This is a genomic window from Pantoea sp. CTOTU50773 (assembly GCF_032082325.1).
GTDB lineage: Bacteria > Pseudomonadota > Gammaproteobacteria > Enterobacterales > Enterobacteriaceae > Pantoea > Pantoea communis.
Genome location: NZ_DAMDQC010000033.1, coordinates 19444 through 35968, shown reverse-complemented (window position 1 = coordinate 35968; position 16525 = coordinate 19444). Strand labels below are relative to the sequence as shown.

General features: G+C 52.7%; 14 protein-coding genes. 8 read left to right on the top strand and 6 right to left on the bottom strand.

Features of this window, described 5'->3' with window-relative positions; translation table 11 throughout:
• The 6 genes from rlmKL to rmf form a co-directional block, all read left to right on the top strand.
• Positions 1-2117: bifunctional 23S rRNA (guanine(2069)-N(7))-methyltransferase RlmK/23S rRNA (guanine(2445)-N(2))-methyltransferase RlmL (gene rlmKL, locus RT340_RS07825; protein ID WP_313375192.1), on the top strand; the 2117-nt coding region annotated here is incomplete at its 5' end.
• A gap of 5 nt (positions 2118-2122) precedes the next feature.
• Positions 2123-4036: an ABC transporter ATP-binding protein gene (locus RT340_RS07820; protein ID WP_034820460.1), complete on the top strand. Its 1914-nt coding sequence runs from the start codon at positions 2123-2125 to the stop codon at positions 4034-4036.
• A gap of 16 nt (positions 4037-4052) precedes the next feature.
• Positions 4053-5336, top strand: coding sequence for a membrane integrity-associated transporter subunit PqiA (gene pqiA, locus RT340_RS07815; RefSeq protein ID WP_034820456.1), 1284 nt, complete (start codon positions 4053-4055; stop codon positions 5334-5336).
• The gene (gene pqiB, locus RT340_RS07810) at positions 5308-6951 is read left to right on the top strand and encodes an intermembrane transport protein PqiB (protein WP_211728177.1); all 1644 of its coding nucleotides are present in this window, start codon (positions 5308-5310) and stop codon (positions 6949-6951) included. The genes pqiA and pqiB overlap by 29 nt, the downstream gene beginning before the upstream one ends.
• Positions 6948-7514, top strand: coding sequence for a membrane integrity-associated transporter subunit PqiC (gene pqiC, locus RT340_RS07805; protein ID WP_034820450.1), 567 nt, complete (start codon positions 6948-6950; stop codon positions 7512-7514). Before pqiB ends, pqiC begins: the two co-directional genes overlap by 4 nt.
• 269 nt (positions 7515-7783) lie before the next feature.
• Positions 7784-7951: a ribosome modulation factor gene (rmf, locus tag RT340_RS07800; RefSeq protein ID WP_007887362.1), complete on the top strand. Its 168-nt coding sequence runs from the start codon at positions 7784-7786 to the stop codon at positions 7949-7951.
• A 66-nt stretch (positions 7952-8017) separates the two neighbouring features.
• On the opposite strand, the gene fabA is transcribed toward rmf, so the two are convergent.
• Together fabA and RT340_RS07790 are read right to left on the bottom strand one after the other, a co-directional pair.
• The gene (gene fabA, locus RT340_RS07795) at positions 8018-8536 is read right to left on the bottom strand and encodes a bifunctional 3-hydroxydecanoyl-ACP dehydratase/trans-2-decenoyl-ACP isomerase (RefSeq protein ID WP_034820448.1); all 519 of its coding nucleotides are present in this window, start codon (positions 8534-8536) and stop codon (positions 8018-8020) included.
• A gap of 67 nt (positions 8537-8603) precedes the next feature.
• The gene (locus tag RT340_RS07790) at positions 8604-10466 is read right to left on the bottom strand and encodes a Lon protease family protein (RefSeq protein ID WP_211728178.1); all 1863 of its coding nucleotides are present in this window, start codon (positions 10464-10466) and stop codon (positions 8604-8606) included.
• Positions 10467-10519: 53 nt separating this feature from the next.
• Between RT340_RS07790 and matP the strand changes: the two genes are divergently transcribed.
• On the top strand, positions 10520-10987 hold the full coding sequence (gene matP, locus RT340_RS07785; RefSeq protein ID WP_313375187.1) for a macrodomain Ter protein MatP: 468 nt from the start codon (positions 10520-10522) through the stop codon (positions 10985-10987).
• A 91-nt stretch (positions 10988-11078) separates the two neighbouring features.
• Here the strand turns inward: matP and ompA are convergent, their stop codons facing one another.
• Both ompA and sulA read right to left on the bottom strand, forming a co-directional pair.
• Positions 11079-12152 (bottom strand): porin OmpA, encoded by a 1074-nt coding sequence (gene ompA, locus RT340_RS07780; protein ID WP_160832450.1) that lies wholly within the window; start codon positions 12150-12152, stop codon positions 11079-11081.
• 349 nt (positions 12153-12501) lie between these two features.
• Positions 12502-12993, bottom strand: a complete 492-nt coding sequence (sulA, locus tag RT340_RS07775) for an SOS-induced cell division inhibitor SulA (protein WP_097119300.1) — start codon at positions 12991-12993, stop codon at positions 12502-12504.
• A 221-nt stretch (positions 12994-13214) separates the two neighbouring features.
• On the opposite strand from sulA, the gene RT340_RS07770 reads away from it, so the two are divergent.
• Positions 13215-13838: a TfoX/Sxy family DNA transformation protein gene (locus RT340_RS07770; protein ID WP_313375184.1), complete on the top strand. Its 624-nt coding sequence runs from the start codon at positions 13215-13217 to the stop codon at positions 13836-13838.
• A gap of 1 nt (position 13839) precedes the next feature.
• Here RT340_RS07770 and yccS read toward each other — a convergent pair whose 3' ends face one another.
• Entirely contained in the window at positions 13840-15978 is a 2139-nt protein-coding gene (yccS, locus tag RT340_RS07765) for a YccS family putative transporter (RefSeq protein WP_313375196.1), read from the bottom strand.
• 12 nt (positions 15979-15990) lie between these two features.
• A complete protein-coding gene (locus RT340_RS07760; protein ID WP_034820431.1) occupies positions 15991-16434 on the bottom strand; it encodes a YccF domain-containing protein in 444 nt (147 codons plus the stop codon).
• Positions 16435-16525: the final 91 nt, after the last annotated feature.

Below are 16525 nucleotides of genomic sequence, written 5' to 3'. Positions count from 1 at the left end.
TGAATTCTCTGTTTGCCAGTACGGCGCGTGGGCTCGAAGAGCTGTTAAAAACTGAGCTGGACGCGCTGGGTGCGCAGGATTTGCAGGTGGTGCAGGGCGGCGTCCACTTCCGTGCCGATGACCGTGTGATGTACCAAAGCCTGCTGTGGAGCCGACTGGCTTCGCGTATTTTGCTGCCGCTGGGAGAATTTGGCGTCTGGAGCGATCTCGACCTGTATGTGGGCGCGCAGAGCATTCCCTGGACCGAGATGTTCGACAGCAGCACCAGCTTTGCGATTCACTTTAGCGGCACCAATGAGGTGATCCGTAACAGCCAGTTCGGCGCGTTGCGTATTAAAGATGCGATCGTTGACAGCTTTACGCGTCAGAATCTGGAGCGTCCGAGCGTGGACCGTGAACAGCCTGGCATTCGCATTAATGCGTGGCTGAATAAAGATCGTGTCAGCATCGCACTGGATCTGAGTGGCGATGCGCTGCATCAGCGTGGCTATCGTCAGCAAACCGGCCAGGCACCGCTGAAAGAGACGCTGGCGGCCGCGATTGTGATGCGTTCTGGTTGGCAGAGCACCACGCCATTGATCGATCCGATGTGCGGTTCTGGTACTTTACTGCTGGAAGCGGCGCTGATCGCTACCGATCGCGCGCCGGGCTTGCTGCGTACTCATTGGGGTTTCAACCGCTGGAAAAACCATAATCAGGCGGTCTGGCAGGAAGTACTGGCTGAGGCGAAAGAGCGTGCCCGTGTGGGGACGGCGGCCACGACCGCGCGCTTCTTCGGTTACGACAATGACAGCCGCGTGCTGGAATCCGCGCGAGCCAATGCGCGTCGTGCTGGCGTGTTCGAGCTGTTCACTTTTGCCCAGCAGGATGTGATTAAGCTGAAGAACCCGCTGGCGGGCCAGGAGATCACCGGCACCGTGCTGAGCAACCCGCCTTACGGTGAACGTCTGGAAAGCGAACCCGCGTTGATTGCGTTGCACAGCCTGCTGGGACGCATTATGAAACAGCAGTTCGGCGGCTGGAATCTGTCTCTGTTTAGTGCGTCGCCGGAATTGCTAAGCTGCCTGCAACTGCGCGCCGACCGCCAGTTCAAAGCCAAAAATGGCCCACTGGAATGTGTGCAGAAAAACTATCAGCTGGCCGCAACCAGCGGTGAAGGTAGCGCGCAAATTGCCGAAGACTTTGCCAACCGTCTGCGTAAGAACATCAAGAAGCTGGAAAAGTGGGCGAAGCAGTCCAACATTGAATGCTATCGCTTGTACGATGCCGACTTGCCGGAATACAACGTCGCGGTAGACCGCTACGGCGACTGGGTGGTGATTCAGGAATATGCACCACCGAAAACCGTGGATGCCAATAAAGCACGTCAGCGTCTGTTTGATGTGATCAGCGCGACGCTGAGCGTGCTGGAGATTCCGGCCAATCGACTGGTGATGAAAACCCGTGAGCGTCAGAAGGGTAAAAATCAGTATCAGAAGCTGGGAGAAAAGGGCGACTTCTTCGAAGTACAGGAGTTTGACGCGCGTCTGCTGGTGAATCTGACCGATTATCTTGACACCGGTTTGTTCCTGGATCACCGTCTGGCCCGCCAAATGCTGGGCAAAATGAGCGCGGGTAAAGACTTCCTTAACCTGTTTGCCTACACCGGCACCGCCAGCGTGCACGCCGGGTTAGGCGGTGCGAAAACCACCACCACCGTGGATATGTCTCGCACTTATCTGGAGTGGGCCGAGCGCAACCTGCGTCTTAACGGTCTGACCGGACGTCAGCATCGACTGATGCACGCCGATTGTCTGAGCTGGCTGCGTGAAAGTGACGAACAATTTGATTTGATCTTCATCGATCCGCCGACTTTCTCGAATTCCAAACGAATGGAAGACGATTTTGACGTGCAGCGTGACCACATGATGCTGATGCAGAATCTGAAACGTCTGCTGCGTCGCGGTGGCACCATTATGTTCTCGAATAACAAGCGCGGTTTCAAAATGGACCTGGACGGTTTAGCCGCTCTGGGCTTACAGGCGCAGGAAATTACCCAAAAAACGTTGTCGCAAGATTTCGCACGCAACCGTCAAATTCACAACTGCTGGCTGGTTAGCCACGCCGGTAAGGAATAAGTTTTATGTCACTGATCAGTATCCATGGCGCTTACCTCTCATTCAGCGATGCGCCGCTGTTGGATAACACCGAACTGCACATCGAAGAGGGCGAACGCGTCTGTCTGGTGGGCCGTAACGGTGCCGGTAAATCCACATTAATGAAAATCATCAATGGCGAACAACCGCTGGATGATGGCCGCATTATTTACGAACAAGATTTAGTGGTGGCGCGCCTGCAACAGGACCCACCTCGGAACATTACCGGTTCAGTCTACGATTTTGTGGCGGAGGGCGTTGCGGAGCAGGCTGAGCATCTGAAAGCTTATCACGCGATTTCTCATCTGGTGATGGAAGATCCGAGCGAGAAAAACCTCAACGAAATGGGTCGTCTGCAAACCATTCTGGATCATCAGAATTTGTGGCAGCTCGATAGCCGTATCAATGACGTATTGCAGCAGATTGGTCTGGAAGCTGACACTGAGCTTTCCTCACTCTCCGGTGGCTGGCTGCGTAAAGCCGCGCTGGGCCGTGCGCTGGTGAGCAATCCACGCGTGCTGATGCTTGATGAACCGACTAACCACCTCGATATTGAAACTATCAACTGGCTGGAAACCTTCCTCAAGACCTTTACCGGCAGCATCGTGTTTATCTCGCACGACCGTTCGTTTATCCGCAATATGGCGACGCGCATTGTCGATCTCGACCGCGGTAAACTGGTTTCCTGGCCGGGCGATTACGATCAATTCCTGCTGGGTAAAGAAGAAGCACTGCGCGTCGAAGAGATGCAGAACGCGGAGTTTGACCGCAAGCTGGCGCAGGAAGAAGTCTGGATTCGCCAGGGCATCAAAGCGCGCCGTACCCGTAATGAAGGCCGCGTGCGCGCATTAAAAGCGCTGCGTCGTGAACGTTCAGAACGCCGTGATGTGATGGGCAAAGCCAACATGCAGGTCGGCGAAGCCGCTCGCTCAGGTAAGATTGTATTTGAGATGGAAAACGTCAATTACAGCGTGGATGGCAAAACGCTGGTGCGCGATTTCTCCACTCAGGTGCAGCGCGGCGATAAGATCGCCCTGATTGGCCCGAACGGCTGTGGTAAAACCACCTTACTGCGTCTGATGCTGGATGAGTTAAAAGCGGACAGTGGTCGCGTGCACTGCGGGACTAAGCTGGAGATCGCGTACTTCGATCAGCACCGTGCTGAACTGGATCCGGATCGTACCGTGATGGATAACCTCGCGGAAGGTAAACAGGAAGTGATGGTCAACGGTAAGCCGCGCCATGTGCTGGGCTATCTGCAGGACTTCCTGTTCCATCCGAAGCGTGCGATGACGCCAGTGCGTGCGTTATCCGGTGGTGAGCGTAACCGCCTGCTGTTAGCGCGTTTGTTCCTGAAACCTAGCAACCTGTTGATTCTCGATGAACCGACCAACGACCTGGACGTCGAAACGCTGGAGCTGCTGGAAGAGCTGGTGGATGGTTATCAGGGCACCGTGATGCTGGTGAGCCACGATCGTCAATTCGTCGATAACACCGTGACCGAATGCTGGATCTTTGAAGGCAACGGTGAGATTGGTGCCTTTGTCGGCGGCTATCACGATGCGCAGTTGCAGCGTAGCGCCTATAAGCAAACCAAGTCCGCTACGGTGAAAACCGCATCCGCTGCGCCCAAAGCGGCAGAGAAAAATCAGGAGCCAAAACGTAGCGCGAACAAACTCAGCTATAACCTGACGCGTGAACTGGAACAGCTGCCGCAAAAACTGGAGCAACTGGAAACACGTATCGGCGAACTGCAGGCGAAAATGAGCCATCCGGACTTTTTCAGCCAGCCGCACGACAAAACTCAACCGGTTCTGGATGCGTTAGCGCAGACGGAAAAAGAGCTGGAAGTGGCGTTTGAGCGCTGGGAAGAGTTGGAAGCGCTGAAAAACGGCGCGTAACACAGAGGAAGTCAGTATGTGTGCAACGGATCAGGCGCACCAGTGGATGCTCTGTCCACAGTGTGATTTAACCGTAAAATTGCCTGCCGTGCCGGTGGGCAGTCGCGCGCGCTGCCCACGTTGTCATACCACGCTGACCGCTAACTGGCATGAGCCGCGAAAACGTCCTACCGGGTACGCTTTCGCGGCACTGTTTATGCTGGTGCTGGCGAATCTATTTCCCTTTATCAATATGCATGTGGCCGGGCTGAGCAGCCAAATCTCGCTGCTCGAAATTCCCGCGGTGATGGATCGTGAAGATTACCGCAGCCTGGCGACACTGTTTCTGCTGTTTGTACAGGGGATTCCCGCATTCTGCATGATCACCATTCTGCTGTTGGTGAATCGCGTGCGTATGCCGCACAGTCTGCGCCTTGGGCTGGCGCGTATTTTATTCCAGCTGCGCAGTTGGGGCATGGCCGAGATCTTTATGGCAGGCGTGCTGGTGAGCTTTGTGAAGCTGATGGCCTACGGCGAAATTGGCCTTGGAAGCAGTTTCTGGCCGTGGTGTCTATTCTGTGTATTACAGCTGCGCGCATTTCAGTGTGTGGATCGGCGATGGGTGTGGCAGAGCATGGGTCCACTCCCGGCATTGCCGATGGTGCCGCAAGCCGGAATCAGTGGGTTGAAGCAGGGATTGCGCAGTTGCCCTTGCTGTACCGCTATCTTATCTGTCGGGCAGGCTGAGTGTCCTCGCTGTGGCGTGGTCGCTGCACCGCGACGTAAGCACAGCTTGCAATGGACGCTGGCACTTTTGATCACCTCGGTGATGCTCTACATTCCCTCAAACATCATGCCGATTATGGTCACCGAAACGCTTGGCTCGCAGTATCCCTCGAACATTATGGCCGGGGTGATTCTGCTGTGGAGCGATGGTTCCTGGCCAGTGGCGCTGGTGATCTTTATCGCCAGTATCATGGTGCCTTCACTCAAGATGCTGGCGATTGCCTGGCTTTGCTGGCACGCCAGTGGTCGCGGTCGACGTGATGATGAGAAGATGCACGTGGTGTATGAGGTGGTGGAGTTTGTTGGCCGTTGGTCAATGATTGATGTGTTTGTCATCGCTGTGTTATCCGCGTTGGTGCGGATGGGGCAGCTAATGAGTGTTTACCCTGCGCCAGGCGCGCTATTGTTTGCCATGGTAGTGATTCTTACCATGTTTGCAGCGATGACGTTTGATCCGCGCCTGATTTGGGATCGATTACGGGAAACTGAACGAAAGGAGCCGCGTCTTGACGGACAACCATCACGGGACTGCTAAGGTCGACCAGATTAAACGCTGGTCACCGGTCTGGATCGTACCCATCGTCACGCTATTCATTGGTGGCTGGATCTTATTTTATCATTTCAGCCATCAGGGTCCGGAGGTGACGTTGATCACCGAAAGCGCTGAGGGTATAGAAGCCGGAAAAACCACCATTAAGAGCCGCAGTGTCAATGTTGGCGTAGTGGAAAGTGCAGTATTAACTGACGATCTGCACCATGTTGAGATCAAAGCACGCCTCAATTCTGGGATGGAAAAACTGTTGCATGGCGACAGCGTATTCTGGGTGGTGAAACCGCAAATCGGGCGCGAAGGGATTACCGGTCTCGGCACATTACTCTCGGGTGCCTATATTGAATTGCAGCCAGGTACGAAGGGCGATCAACCGGAGCGCTATCAACTGCTGGATGCGCCACCTCTGGCACCGCCGGATGCCAAAGGCATTCGCATCACACTCGACAGTAAAAAAGCCGGACAGCTTAATGCGGGCGATCCGGTGCTGTTCCGTGGCTATCGCGTGGGTACGGTGGAATCCAGCACCTTTGATACCGATAAACGCATGATGACCTATCAACTGTTCATCGCCGCTCCGTACGATCGTCTGATCACGACCAATGTCCGTTTCTGGAAAGACAGCGGTATCGCCGTCGATATGTCTGCCTCGGGCATGCGGGTGGAAATGGGTTCACTGACGACGCTGTTTAGCGGTGGCGTTAGTTTTGATGTGCCAGATGGCGCGGAGCTGGGGCAGATCGCCGAAAATAAAGCGGAATACCATCTGTTTGACGATCAGCGCAGCATCCAGGATTCGTTATATACCACCCACACCGATTTCCTGCTGTTCTTTACCGATTCGATTCGTGGCTTGCAGGTAGGCGCACCGGTTGAGTTCCGCGGCATTCGTCTGGGTACCGTCTCGCAAGTGCCTTACACCATTCCAGGTGTCAATCAGGCGTTGAATAACGATTATCGTGTTCCGATATTGATTCGTATCGAACCGGATCGCTTTATCAGCCGTCTGGGCGGAGATTTCAATCTTGAGCAGCATCTGCAGGATGGCAAGAAGCGGGGTCTGCGCGCTACGCTGAAAACCGGTAACCTCTTATCGGGTGCGCTGTATATCGATCTGGACTTCTATGACAACGCACCGGCGTATAAAGGTCCAAATGAGATTGCGGGCCTGGAGGTGATTCCAACGGTCAGTGGTGGATTAAGTCAGATTCAGCAGAAGCTCACAGCAGCGCTGGATAAGATCAACGGTCTGCCATTGAACCCGATGATCACCGAAGCGACAGGCACCCTGAAAGAGAGCCAGCGTACGATGCAGCAATTGCAGAAAACCCTGGATAACCTCAATCACATCACTGCCAGCCCGGCGATGAAAACGCTGCCAGAAGATATGCAGCAGACGCTGCGCGAGTTGAATCGCAGCATGAAAGGCTTGCAGCCGGGTTCACCGGCTTATAACAAACTGGTGGGAGACATGCAGCGACTTGACCAGGTGCTGCGCGAATTGCAGCCGGTGCTGAAAACGCTCAATACCAAGAGCAATGCATTGGTGTTTGAAGCCAAACCGGGCCAGGATCCCCAGCCAAAGAGGGCGAAACAGTGAAAAAAGGGCTGATTATTGGTGCGATGCTGCTCCTGGCAGGTTGTAGCAGCACCATCGAAAACACCTATTATCAACTGCCTGCGGGCAGCAATGTCGCGCGTGTAGACAGCGCATCCAGCGGCAACCAGCCAATGATTTGGGTCGAGCAGGTATCGGTTCCGGATTATATGGCAGGGAATGGTTTGGTGTATCAAACCAGCGATGTAAAGTATGTGATTGCTGCCAATAACTTGTGGGCCAGTCCGCTGGATCAACAACTACAACAGACATTGATCAGCAACCTCAGCAAAGCACTGCCGGGCCGAATTGTTGCCAGTGCTCCGTTAGGTGAGAGCCACGATACTTTGACGGTAAATGTGACCGGTTTCCAGGGTCGCTATGATGGCCAGGTTGTGGTGAGCGGAGAATGGCTCCTGCAACATCAAGGGCGCTTAATCAAACATGGCTTTAATCTGACTCTGCCGCAAAATGAAGATGGCTATGATGCGCTGGTGCGTACTCTGGCTATCGGCTGGCAGCAAACAGCACAACAAATCGCAAAAAGTGTCATTTCGCTAAATTAAGATTTGTTCGATGCTTATGCTAAGTCCCTGATTTGCCGTTGTGTGACGGACATCAAATCAGGGGCTTTTTTTATCGTCTAATCAGCCAGATATACACGGAATTGACAATTATAGATGTCGTTTAAACGTCAAAATGATGACATTGGCGTGAATTTTGCGCATTGATCTTTCTTCTGCCAGGAGTTAGAACATTACTGTGGTTGAACATTATATCGCCACTCTTTCTTTCCACCCAGAATCCACCAGACCTGAAATGAGGGAATCGAGGCATGAAGAGACAGAAAAGAGACCGCCTGGAACGTGCACACTCACGAGGCTATCAAGCGGGTATTACTGGCCGCTCAAAAGAGATATGCCCCTATCAAATGATCGATGCGCGGTCTTACTGGTTGGGAGGTTGGCGTCAAGCCATGGAGGACAGGTCGGCGGTGGCCTAGCACTGTCGGATGTCCATAATTGAAGGAAGAAACCTCCGCTGAATGCGGAGGTTTTCGTTTGGGGAATTAGAAAGCAGAGGTGTCTTTAAACAGACCCACTTTCAAATCTGTCGCGGTGTAAATCAGGTTACCGTCAACGAAGACTTCACCATCAGCCACGCCCATCACCAGCTTGCGGTTGATCACGCGCTTGAAGTGAATTTTATAAGTGACTTTCTTCGCGGTTGGCAGTACCTGACCGGTGAATTTCACTTCGCCCACACCCAGTGCGCGGCCTTTACCTTCAGCGCCTAACCAGCCGAGGTAGAAGCCAACCAACTGCCACATGGCGTCAAGACCGAGGCAGCCTGGCATGACCGGATCGCCTTTAAAGTGGCAATCGAAGAACCACAGGTCAGGGCGGATATCCAGTTCGGCTTCCACAAAACCTTTGTCAAATTTACCGCCGTCTTCGGTCATCATGACCACGCGGTCCATCATCAACATGTTATCAGAGGGAAGCGGCGGTCCATTTTCGCCAAACAGTTCGCCGCGACCTGAGGCAACCAGGTCTTCTTTGCTATAGGATTCGCGTTTATCTACCATGTTCTCAATATGCCTTCTTTTAGTGAAGCCCGAATATTAGCGAACAGTTGTACGCTGGGCAAATCAATCAGCTGTGGTTAAACCAGTTGAGCCAGCGCAATGGCCACGGACGATGACGAATTTCCTGCTGGTTCAGCTGTGCGATACGTTCCTGAATGGTATTGAGCAGTGACTCGCCGCTCTCACTTTGCCATGCGATGCCGGTTAATAAGGGTAACGCTTCATCCACGCTTTCAATTGCCCAGATGTGGAATTGCTCTTGCTTCACCGCATCAACCACAGCTTCGCTGAGGCTCAAATGGCGCACATTACTGGCTGGCAGAATAACGCCTTGTTTACCGGTCAGCTCGCGTGACTGGCAAATGCTGAAGAAGCCTTCGATTTTTTCATTCAGGCCGCCAACAGGCTGCACATTACCAAATTGGTCCACGGAACCGGTCACCGCAATATGCTGGCTTAGTGGCTGATTGGCCAGTGCACTAATCAGCGCGCAGAGTTCGGCCAGTGAGGCGCTATCACCATCCACTTCGGAATAGGATTGTTCAAACACTAACGAGGCTGAGAAGGGCAGCTGTTGCTCGAGTTCAAGTTCAGCGATCAGATAAGCTTGCATAATCATCATGCCTTTCGCATGAATATTACCGCCCAGCTCGGCTTTACGCTCAACGTCAGTGAATTCGCCATCCCCCGGATGAACAACACAGGTGATACGTGACGGCTCGCCCCACGGACGCGGATGACCAGGAAACTCCACTACAGACAGACCGTTAATCTGTCCCACCACTTCACCTTCAGTTTCAATCATAATCTGATTGAGCAGAATTTCGTCACGCATGCGGTCGGCCAGGTAGCTTTCACGCCATTCGCGCGCTTCCAGTGCTTCTTTCAATGCTTCAGCATTCATGACGTCACCGTGCAGCGCGGTTTCCTGCAGCTGACGGCGTAACCAGCGCGGGCAGAGCGGCAGGGTTTCTTGATCGCCCGTGAAGCGAACCGCCTCATTGATCAAGAGCGGCCAGAAATCGGCTGCAGGCTGGTCCAGACCAGCTTGTTCAGCTTGTGTGAGCGTCCACTGGCACCAGAAGGTCATGTCCTCTTCATCAGTGATCTGCAGGTTCTCTTCGAACTCGCTGTAGAGTGCCATTTCATGCACTTCTGCATCCAATTCCTGGAAGCTGGCTAGCGCATCACGATCGCCACAAAGTACCAGGCGCAGTTGCAGCGGCAGGGAAGGGATGGCCACTGGCAACGGTTGGCGTTCGTCCTGCGAATACCAGTCAAAGCGGCCTTGCTCGATGCACTTACGCAGACGCAGCCATAGCAGTGGTTGAGCCAGTAGCGTATTCACGGACAGGATTAAAGTGCCGCCATTGGCTTGATGAATCAATCCCGGCTCGGGCTGAATACGATCTTTGTACTGACGCACACAACCAAACAGCTGTTCTGCTTCAATCCAGTCGGCAAAGTGAACACCGCCCTGACTGGTGAATGGCCGCTTAGCATCGCTGGGCGGCATCAGGCTGACCGTGTCGCCCATGACATGATAGTCACCGCCATACAGCGCAATCTCTTCGGGCTGGAAGCGCTGTGCGGCTTCGGCGATGCACGCGAGATAATCGCTGTTTTCCTGACTGCGTAATAGCAACAGAGGAAAACCTAAGGTTTGATGATGCAAATGCGCCAGCGCATTCAGCAGACGCGGCTGAACCGCGGCAAGACTATCGCTATCTTCCAGTGAGACGTTTGAGAAAATGGATTGGTAGCGGATGCTATCCGGCTGCAGGGCTTGCCACGTAATTTGAGTGCTGGTCAAAATATTCGCATTAGTCAGATTTAGGAAAAGCGAGATTATACAGGAATCAACCTTGTTAAGCACTGCGGAGTTCCAGCCCAAAATGTGATGACCGCTACATGTTTTTCCTTGCTGCATCCGGGAAAAAAGCTGTTATTCTTAGTTTGTTACGTGATCACGATGAGATTCCGATGAAATACCAGCAACTCGAAAATCTTGAAAGTGGATGGAAGTGGAAATACCTGGTGAAAAAGCATCGGGAGGGTGAATTGATCACCCGTCATCTTGAGCTCAGCGCCGCGCAGGCTGCGGTGGATGCCTTACTGGCGATGGAAAATAGTCCAGTAGAGGTAGCGGAATGGATAGCTCAGCACATTCATCCCGATCTCGAGAATCGGCTGAAGCAGACTATTCGTGCGCGCCGTAAGCGGCATTTTAATGCGGAACATCAGCATACGCGTAAGAAGTCGATCGATCTGGAATATCTGGTGTGGCAGCGTTTGGCAGGATTGGCGCAGCGTCGCAGCAACACGCTATCAGAAACCATTGTGCAGTTGATTGAAGATGCCGAGCACAAAGAGAAGTATGCCAGCCAGATGTCAACGCTTAAGCAGGATCTGCAGGCGATTCTGGGTAAAGGCGGATCAGAGAACGAATAGCGCTGATGTGTGCACTATGATGGTGTTGTTAGCCAGTTGAAAAGAGATAAAAAAAACCCCGCAAGAGCGGGGTTTTTTATTGCGTGATAACTTAAGCCTGTGGCTGAGTCACAACGTCTTTGATACCTTTCACGTCGATTTCAACGCGACGGTCTGGCGCCAGGCAGTCGATCAGGGCATTACGGCCTTTCACGCTGTCACAGGTGTTGCCAGTCACTGGGTTAGATTTGCCCATACCGCGTGCAGAGATCTTGTTAGAAGGGATACCTTTAGAGACCAGGTAATCAACTACAGACTGAGCACGCTTCTCAGACAGTTTCTGGTTGTACTGCTCTGAACCGATACGGTCAGTGAAGCCCAGAACAACAACAGAACCGTCTTTAGGATCCATTGAGCTCAGCTGGCTGTACAGCTGATCCAGAGCCTGCTGGCCTTCTGGTTTCAGAGTCGCTTTGTTGAAGTTGAACAGCACGTCAGACTTCAGAGTGAAACGCTTGGTTTCTACAACTGGCGCTGGAGCTGGTGCTGGAGCAACAACTGGTGCTGCTTCTTCATCCTGACCGAAACGGTAAGACACGCCGACGCTCAGCATGCTGTTGTCTGGACGCGCACCAACGGTACCTGCGTCACCGATGTTGTTAACCCACTGATAGTCCAGGCGAGTCGCCCAGTTTTTGGTCAGTGCGTATTCAACACCAACTGCAGCCAGCGGAGAAACGCCGGTGTCGTGGTTGCTGATGCGATTACCATCACGCAGATCAACTTGTTTAGAGTCTGCACGCCATACCATGCCGCCCAGACGGGTGTACACGTCCAGATCGTCAGTGATTGGGTAGCTCAGTTTAGCTGCCAGCTGAACGCCTTGTGCTTTGAATGCGCCGTTAACTTGGTCGCCTTTGTTAGGCATGCGGCCTAACCAGTCGTAGCCCAGCTCGAAGCCCAGGTATGGGTTAGCCTGGTAGCCCAGGAATGCACCAGCACCAAGCTGAGATTCGTGAGTTGGACCGTCGTTGTTCGCGTAACCGTTACCGTAGTAACCAGTATCGTGATACTGAGACCAGCCCAGTTTAGCACCGGTGTACCAGGTGTTATCTTTAGGAGCGGCCTGCGCTACGGTAGCGAAGCCAGCCAGTGCCACTGCAATTGCGATAGCTGTCTTTTTCATTTTTGCGCCTCGTTATCATCCAAATAGGCAATGAGCAAAAAGGTTGCTCTTTGTGTTAATCCTTCGCCGGGTCTAAACGCTCGCTTTTGACTCTACCGAAAAAACGGAGGTTATTGAGCACCCTGGCGAGATAAAGTCTACAACGAGATTGGAAAGTTACAAGTATGATGTGAGGCCAGCCAGCAAAAAAACAGGGATTTATACACACATTTTAACAAATCACATGGCAAAATCTTCGCCAGCGAATTGAGAAAATGCTGCTAAACCATTGTCAAAGCTGGCGGGAAAAGAATCAGTGGCTTAGCAGCATCCTTAAGAATAAAAAGCGTGAGAAAATTCCTGGTTTTACTTAATGAAACAAATCCGACGGAATTTTTGGCGTATTTGGTTGTCTGGACAAGACGCGATCGTGACCTTGCGGACGCATAATTAAACCTAGTGCTTCACCTTCTGCCGCTGCCATTTCGAGTTCAAACCGCTCTTCATCATTCAATTCGTACGGTATCCAGGCCAAAACCACACTATAATTTCCCGTGCGCAGAGCCTTCACCATACTTTCCACTGTCGTGAGTCGTTCAGATTCGGTGATATGCATACTTTTCTCAAGCGGTAATCCTGACTGCTGCATCCAGTTGCGATTCAGCTTATGCGCAGGTGTTAACCACAGCTGCCAGCGGGACTGTTCGCTGAGTTGCTTTAACACCGGCAACAGCAGTAACTGCATCATGCCAGGTTGTTCGCTGTAACGTAGTTCAGTAATTCCACCCAGAGAAGGCTGCGTCAGGCTTGTAGAAGCAAAACGTTGAGAACGATCAGCAAGGCCAGAGAATTGAGTACGCATGTTTTAATCACTCAGTAATGAACTGTATGGATGTACAGTAATGTCTTCCTGGATAAAGATCAACCTCAATTTCTGAAAACACCTCGCAAATTGTGCACATCGCACACAGCAAATGCTTTTATTCATTGAACAGCTAATGGGTTTTTTCTATCTTCTAACCAGATGAAAACCCAGGATTTTAAGGAATTTTCTCGAATGAGAATTCACGGAAAGGAGCTGTAATGAAAACCAACAATCCACTCGTTAAACAATCCAAAACACAGCTGGCACCGCTGGGAAAGATCGAATCCCGAACGCAATTTGGTGGCTATGCTCTGACAGTAGAAAAGGTCATTTTTGCGTATATCAATGAAGACGCGCTTTACCTGCGTGCCAGTGAGGCATTGCAGACTTACCACACCCAACGTGCTCTTGAACCGCTGGTTTATCGCAAACGCGGCATCCCAGTGCAACTGAATTACTTCAAGGTGGATGCGAAGCTTTGGCAGGATACTGAGCAACTCTTGCGGTTGTCGGCCAGTGCACTGCACGCAGCACAGCATGAGTTAGCAAACCGGACAGTGACCCTACGGTTGAAGGATCTGCCTAACCTTAGCCTGCGCATGGAGATGATGCTGCATAAAGTTGGCATCAGTTCGGTGAAAGTGCTGCATGAAATGGGATCGCGCCAGAGCTGGCTCAAATTGCGTGCCGTTAACAAACATATCGGGCTGAAAACGTTAATGGCATTGGAAGGGGCGATTTCCGGACATCACCAGGCTGCATTGCCTGCGGCGATCAGAGAAGAACTGCATGCGTGGTATGTCAAAACGCTCCACCAAAAAAACTTGGTGGAGCCGAGTTAACTTAATGACTGGATAGTGTGCGGCGCAGGCGGGCAATTTCCGGCAGCAGGGCAATCAGTAATCCTAGCTGCTGCATCACCAGCGGCGCCTGCACGTCCGAACTGTTTTTAACTTCACTTAATTGTTGCATTACCTGCTGCTGCATGGCTAATGCCTGCTGGTCGTCAACGCGTTCAATCTGCAGCACATCCTCAACAAAACAGACTGCATCATCTAAAACTTTGAGCAGTGCAGGGTCAGAGAGGCGTTCGCGATGAGCGCCCAGCGCCGAGATGTAGCTCAGGAAGGAGTGATTCAGGCACAGCAACCGAAACGCGTTTTCACGCAACGGTTGCTGAAGCTTGAGTTCGCTGCTCATATTCGAGACCACAGATGCTAATTCAGCATCGGCATTGTGAGCATCGCGGCGTGCCACGCGATAGGGCAGACGATTATCTTTGCCCTGATGATATTGCTCCAGAATGGCATCGAGATAGCGACAATTGGCATTCAGCGTGCGATCCGCAACGGCGCTAATCTTGCGGAATTGCCAGTCGGGCCAGACAAATGCCACGGCCAGCCAGGCCAGACCGCACCCTAGCAACGTATCAACAATACGCGGCAGCGCCACCTCAAAGCCTTCGCCCAGCAGGTTAAAGCAGAGCAGTACCAGTAAGGTGATAAACAGTGTGGCTTGCGCATACTGAATCTGGCGAAAGGCAAAAAACAGTACGCCGCTTAGCACGATTAAAATCAGCTGCCCTTCGATGGAGGGCACCAACCACAGCACTGGCAAGCCGATGGCGATACCGGCCAGCGTCCCGCCAATACGTAAGGCGAGTCGGCGGCGCGTGGCGTTGTAATTAGGCTGGCAGACAAACAGACTGGTGAGCAAAATCCAGTAGCCGCGATGAAGACCGGTAATTTGAATAAAAGCGTATCCGACACAAAGCACCAAAGACATACGCACAGCATGACGGAACAGCGCCGATCCGGGGCTCAGATGACGGCTCAGCCGTAGCCGAATGTCCGCCCATCCACTCAGCCCTTCACGAGAAAGATGGTTATCTGCGGAGGAAGTCGGTTCGGCCAGCGCTTGTTCAGACTCAATCGAGGCTAGTTGCGCATCAATCGCACGCAAATTGCGTAGCAGCCAAAACAGCGCGCGATTGTGAGGGTCCTGCGGGTCATTCTGCTGCAATCTCTCCAAAGCCGTTTCCAGCCGGGAAAAAGTGCGTTCAAAGCTGCTGTCATGATGCCACGGCTGTCTTAACAAGATGCTCTCAGCCAGCTTGCGACAGGCCTGAGCTTGCATATTCAACAGGCGCTGGAAGCGGAACAGCACTTCGTTATAGCGCCAGTTATCGCGCAGCAGGTGATATCGCAGATGGGATGAGCTGGCGCGTTCATGAATATCCTGCGCAACGAAATAGTAGTGCAAACTCCGACGTGTGCTGCGCGATCCACGGTCGCCGCGCAAGCGACTCTGAATGGTGGTTTTCGTCTGATTAAGTTGCGCCACCAACTGGCTGTTCACCATCGCCGTGGCAATGGTACTGGCATCATCCTGTTGACCGGCATCCGGATCGAACAGATTCGCCTTGGCCTCCAGATAACTTGCCAGCTGAGAAAAACTGGCTGCCAGTTGCTCCTGCACCGGTCGCACCGGGAAGATCAAATGCCCGATAAATGTCAGCAGGTTGTACCACAGAGCACCAATCAGCAGCAGGGCGGGTTGCATCCACCACTCAGGGAACAGGCCAATCCCCAACATGGTATAAACCGCAATCAGCAGCGCACCAAACGCGATGGTGGCATAACGCTGTCCCAGAGCGCCAAGCAGAATGAAGCCCCAGCTGGAGAGCGCTAAACCGATGGCAAATGCCCATGGGTAGGGAAATAACAATTCAACCGATACCGAAGCGATGCAAAAGCAGACCAGCGTAATCATCAGATTGCGCAAGCGCCCGGTCCATCGGTCATCCAGGTCGGCCAGCGCAGCCGCCACCACGCCGAGCGTTAAAGGTATTGTCCATTCTATCTGCTGCAACCACCACGGAACGGCGGCGCAGCCTGCCAGCGCGAAGAAGATGCGCAGTAAATAACGCAGACTGCTATTAAACAGATAACGTCGCCATCCCGGCATCGCGTTAAGAAGCATCAATCGTCCGCCTTAGTAACGACGGCGCGCATTCGCTTCACGCGCGGCCTGAGCCTCTTCCACCGAAACCACACGGCGACCCACTGGCCAGAGTGCAATAGCGGCAATTTTAAAGTTAGCGATACCGACGGGGATACCGATGATGGTCAGGCATTGGATGATGCCGGCAGAAATATGCATCAGACACAGCCACCAGCCGAAAAACACCAGCCAGAAAATGTTGAGGAAGGTTCCGCCAGCATTCAGCACATGGCTTTTACTGTCAGGTCGCAGCACATCGACATGCACCGCTTCATTACCAAAGGGCAGAAGTGAAAGTTTAGTGATTTCCCAGCAGGATCGCGTTAAAGGCAGGGTAAAGATAAGCACGATGCTGACAAGCGTGGCAAACAGCCAGCTTAGCGTGGTGAACACGCCACCCAAAACGAAGTTAAGAATATTCAATACGGTGCGCATAACACGATTTTCCTTTTGCAATCCGCAATATGTGTCGCCCAGTTTAGCCTGTTTTAAGGCTGGAGCGCCAAGAGTCTGACAGGTAAACTGC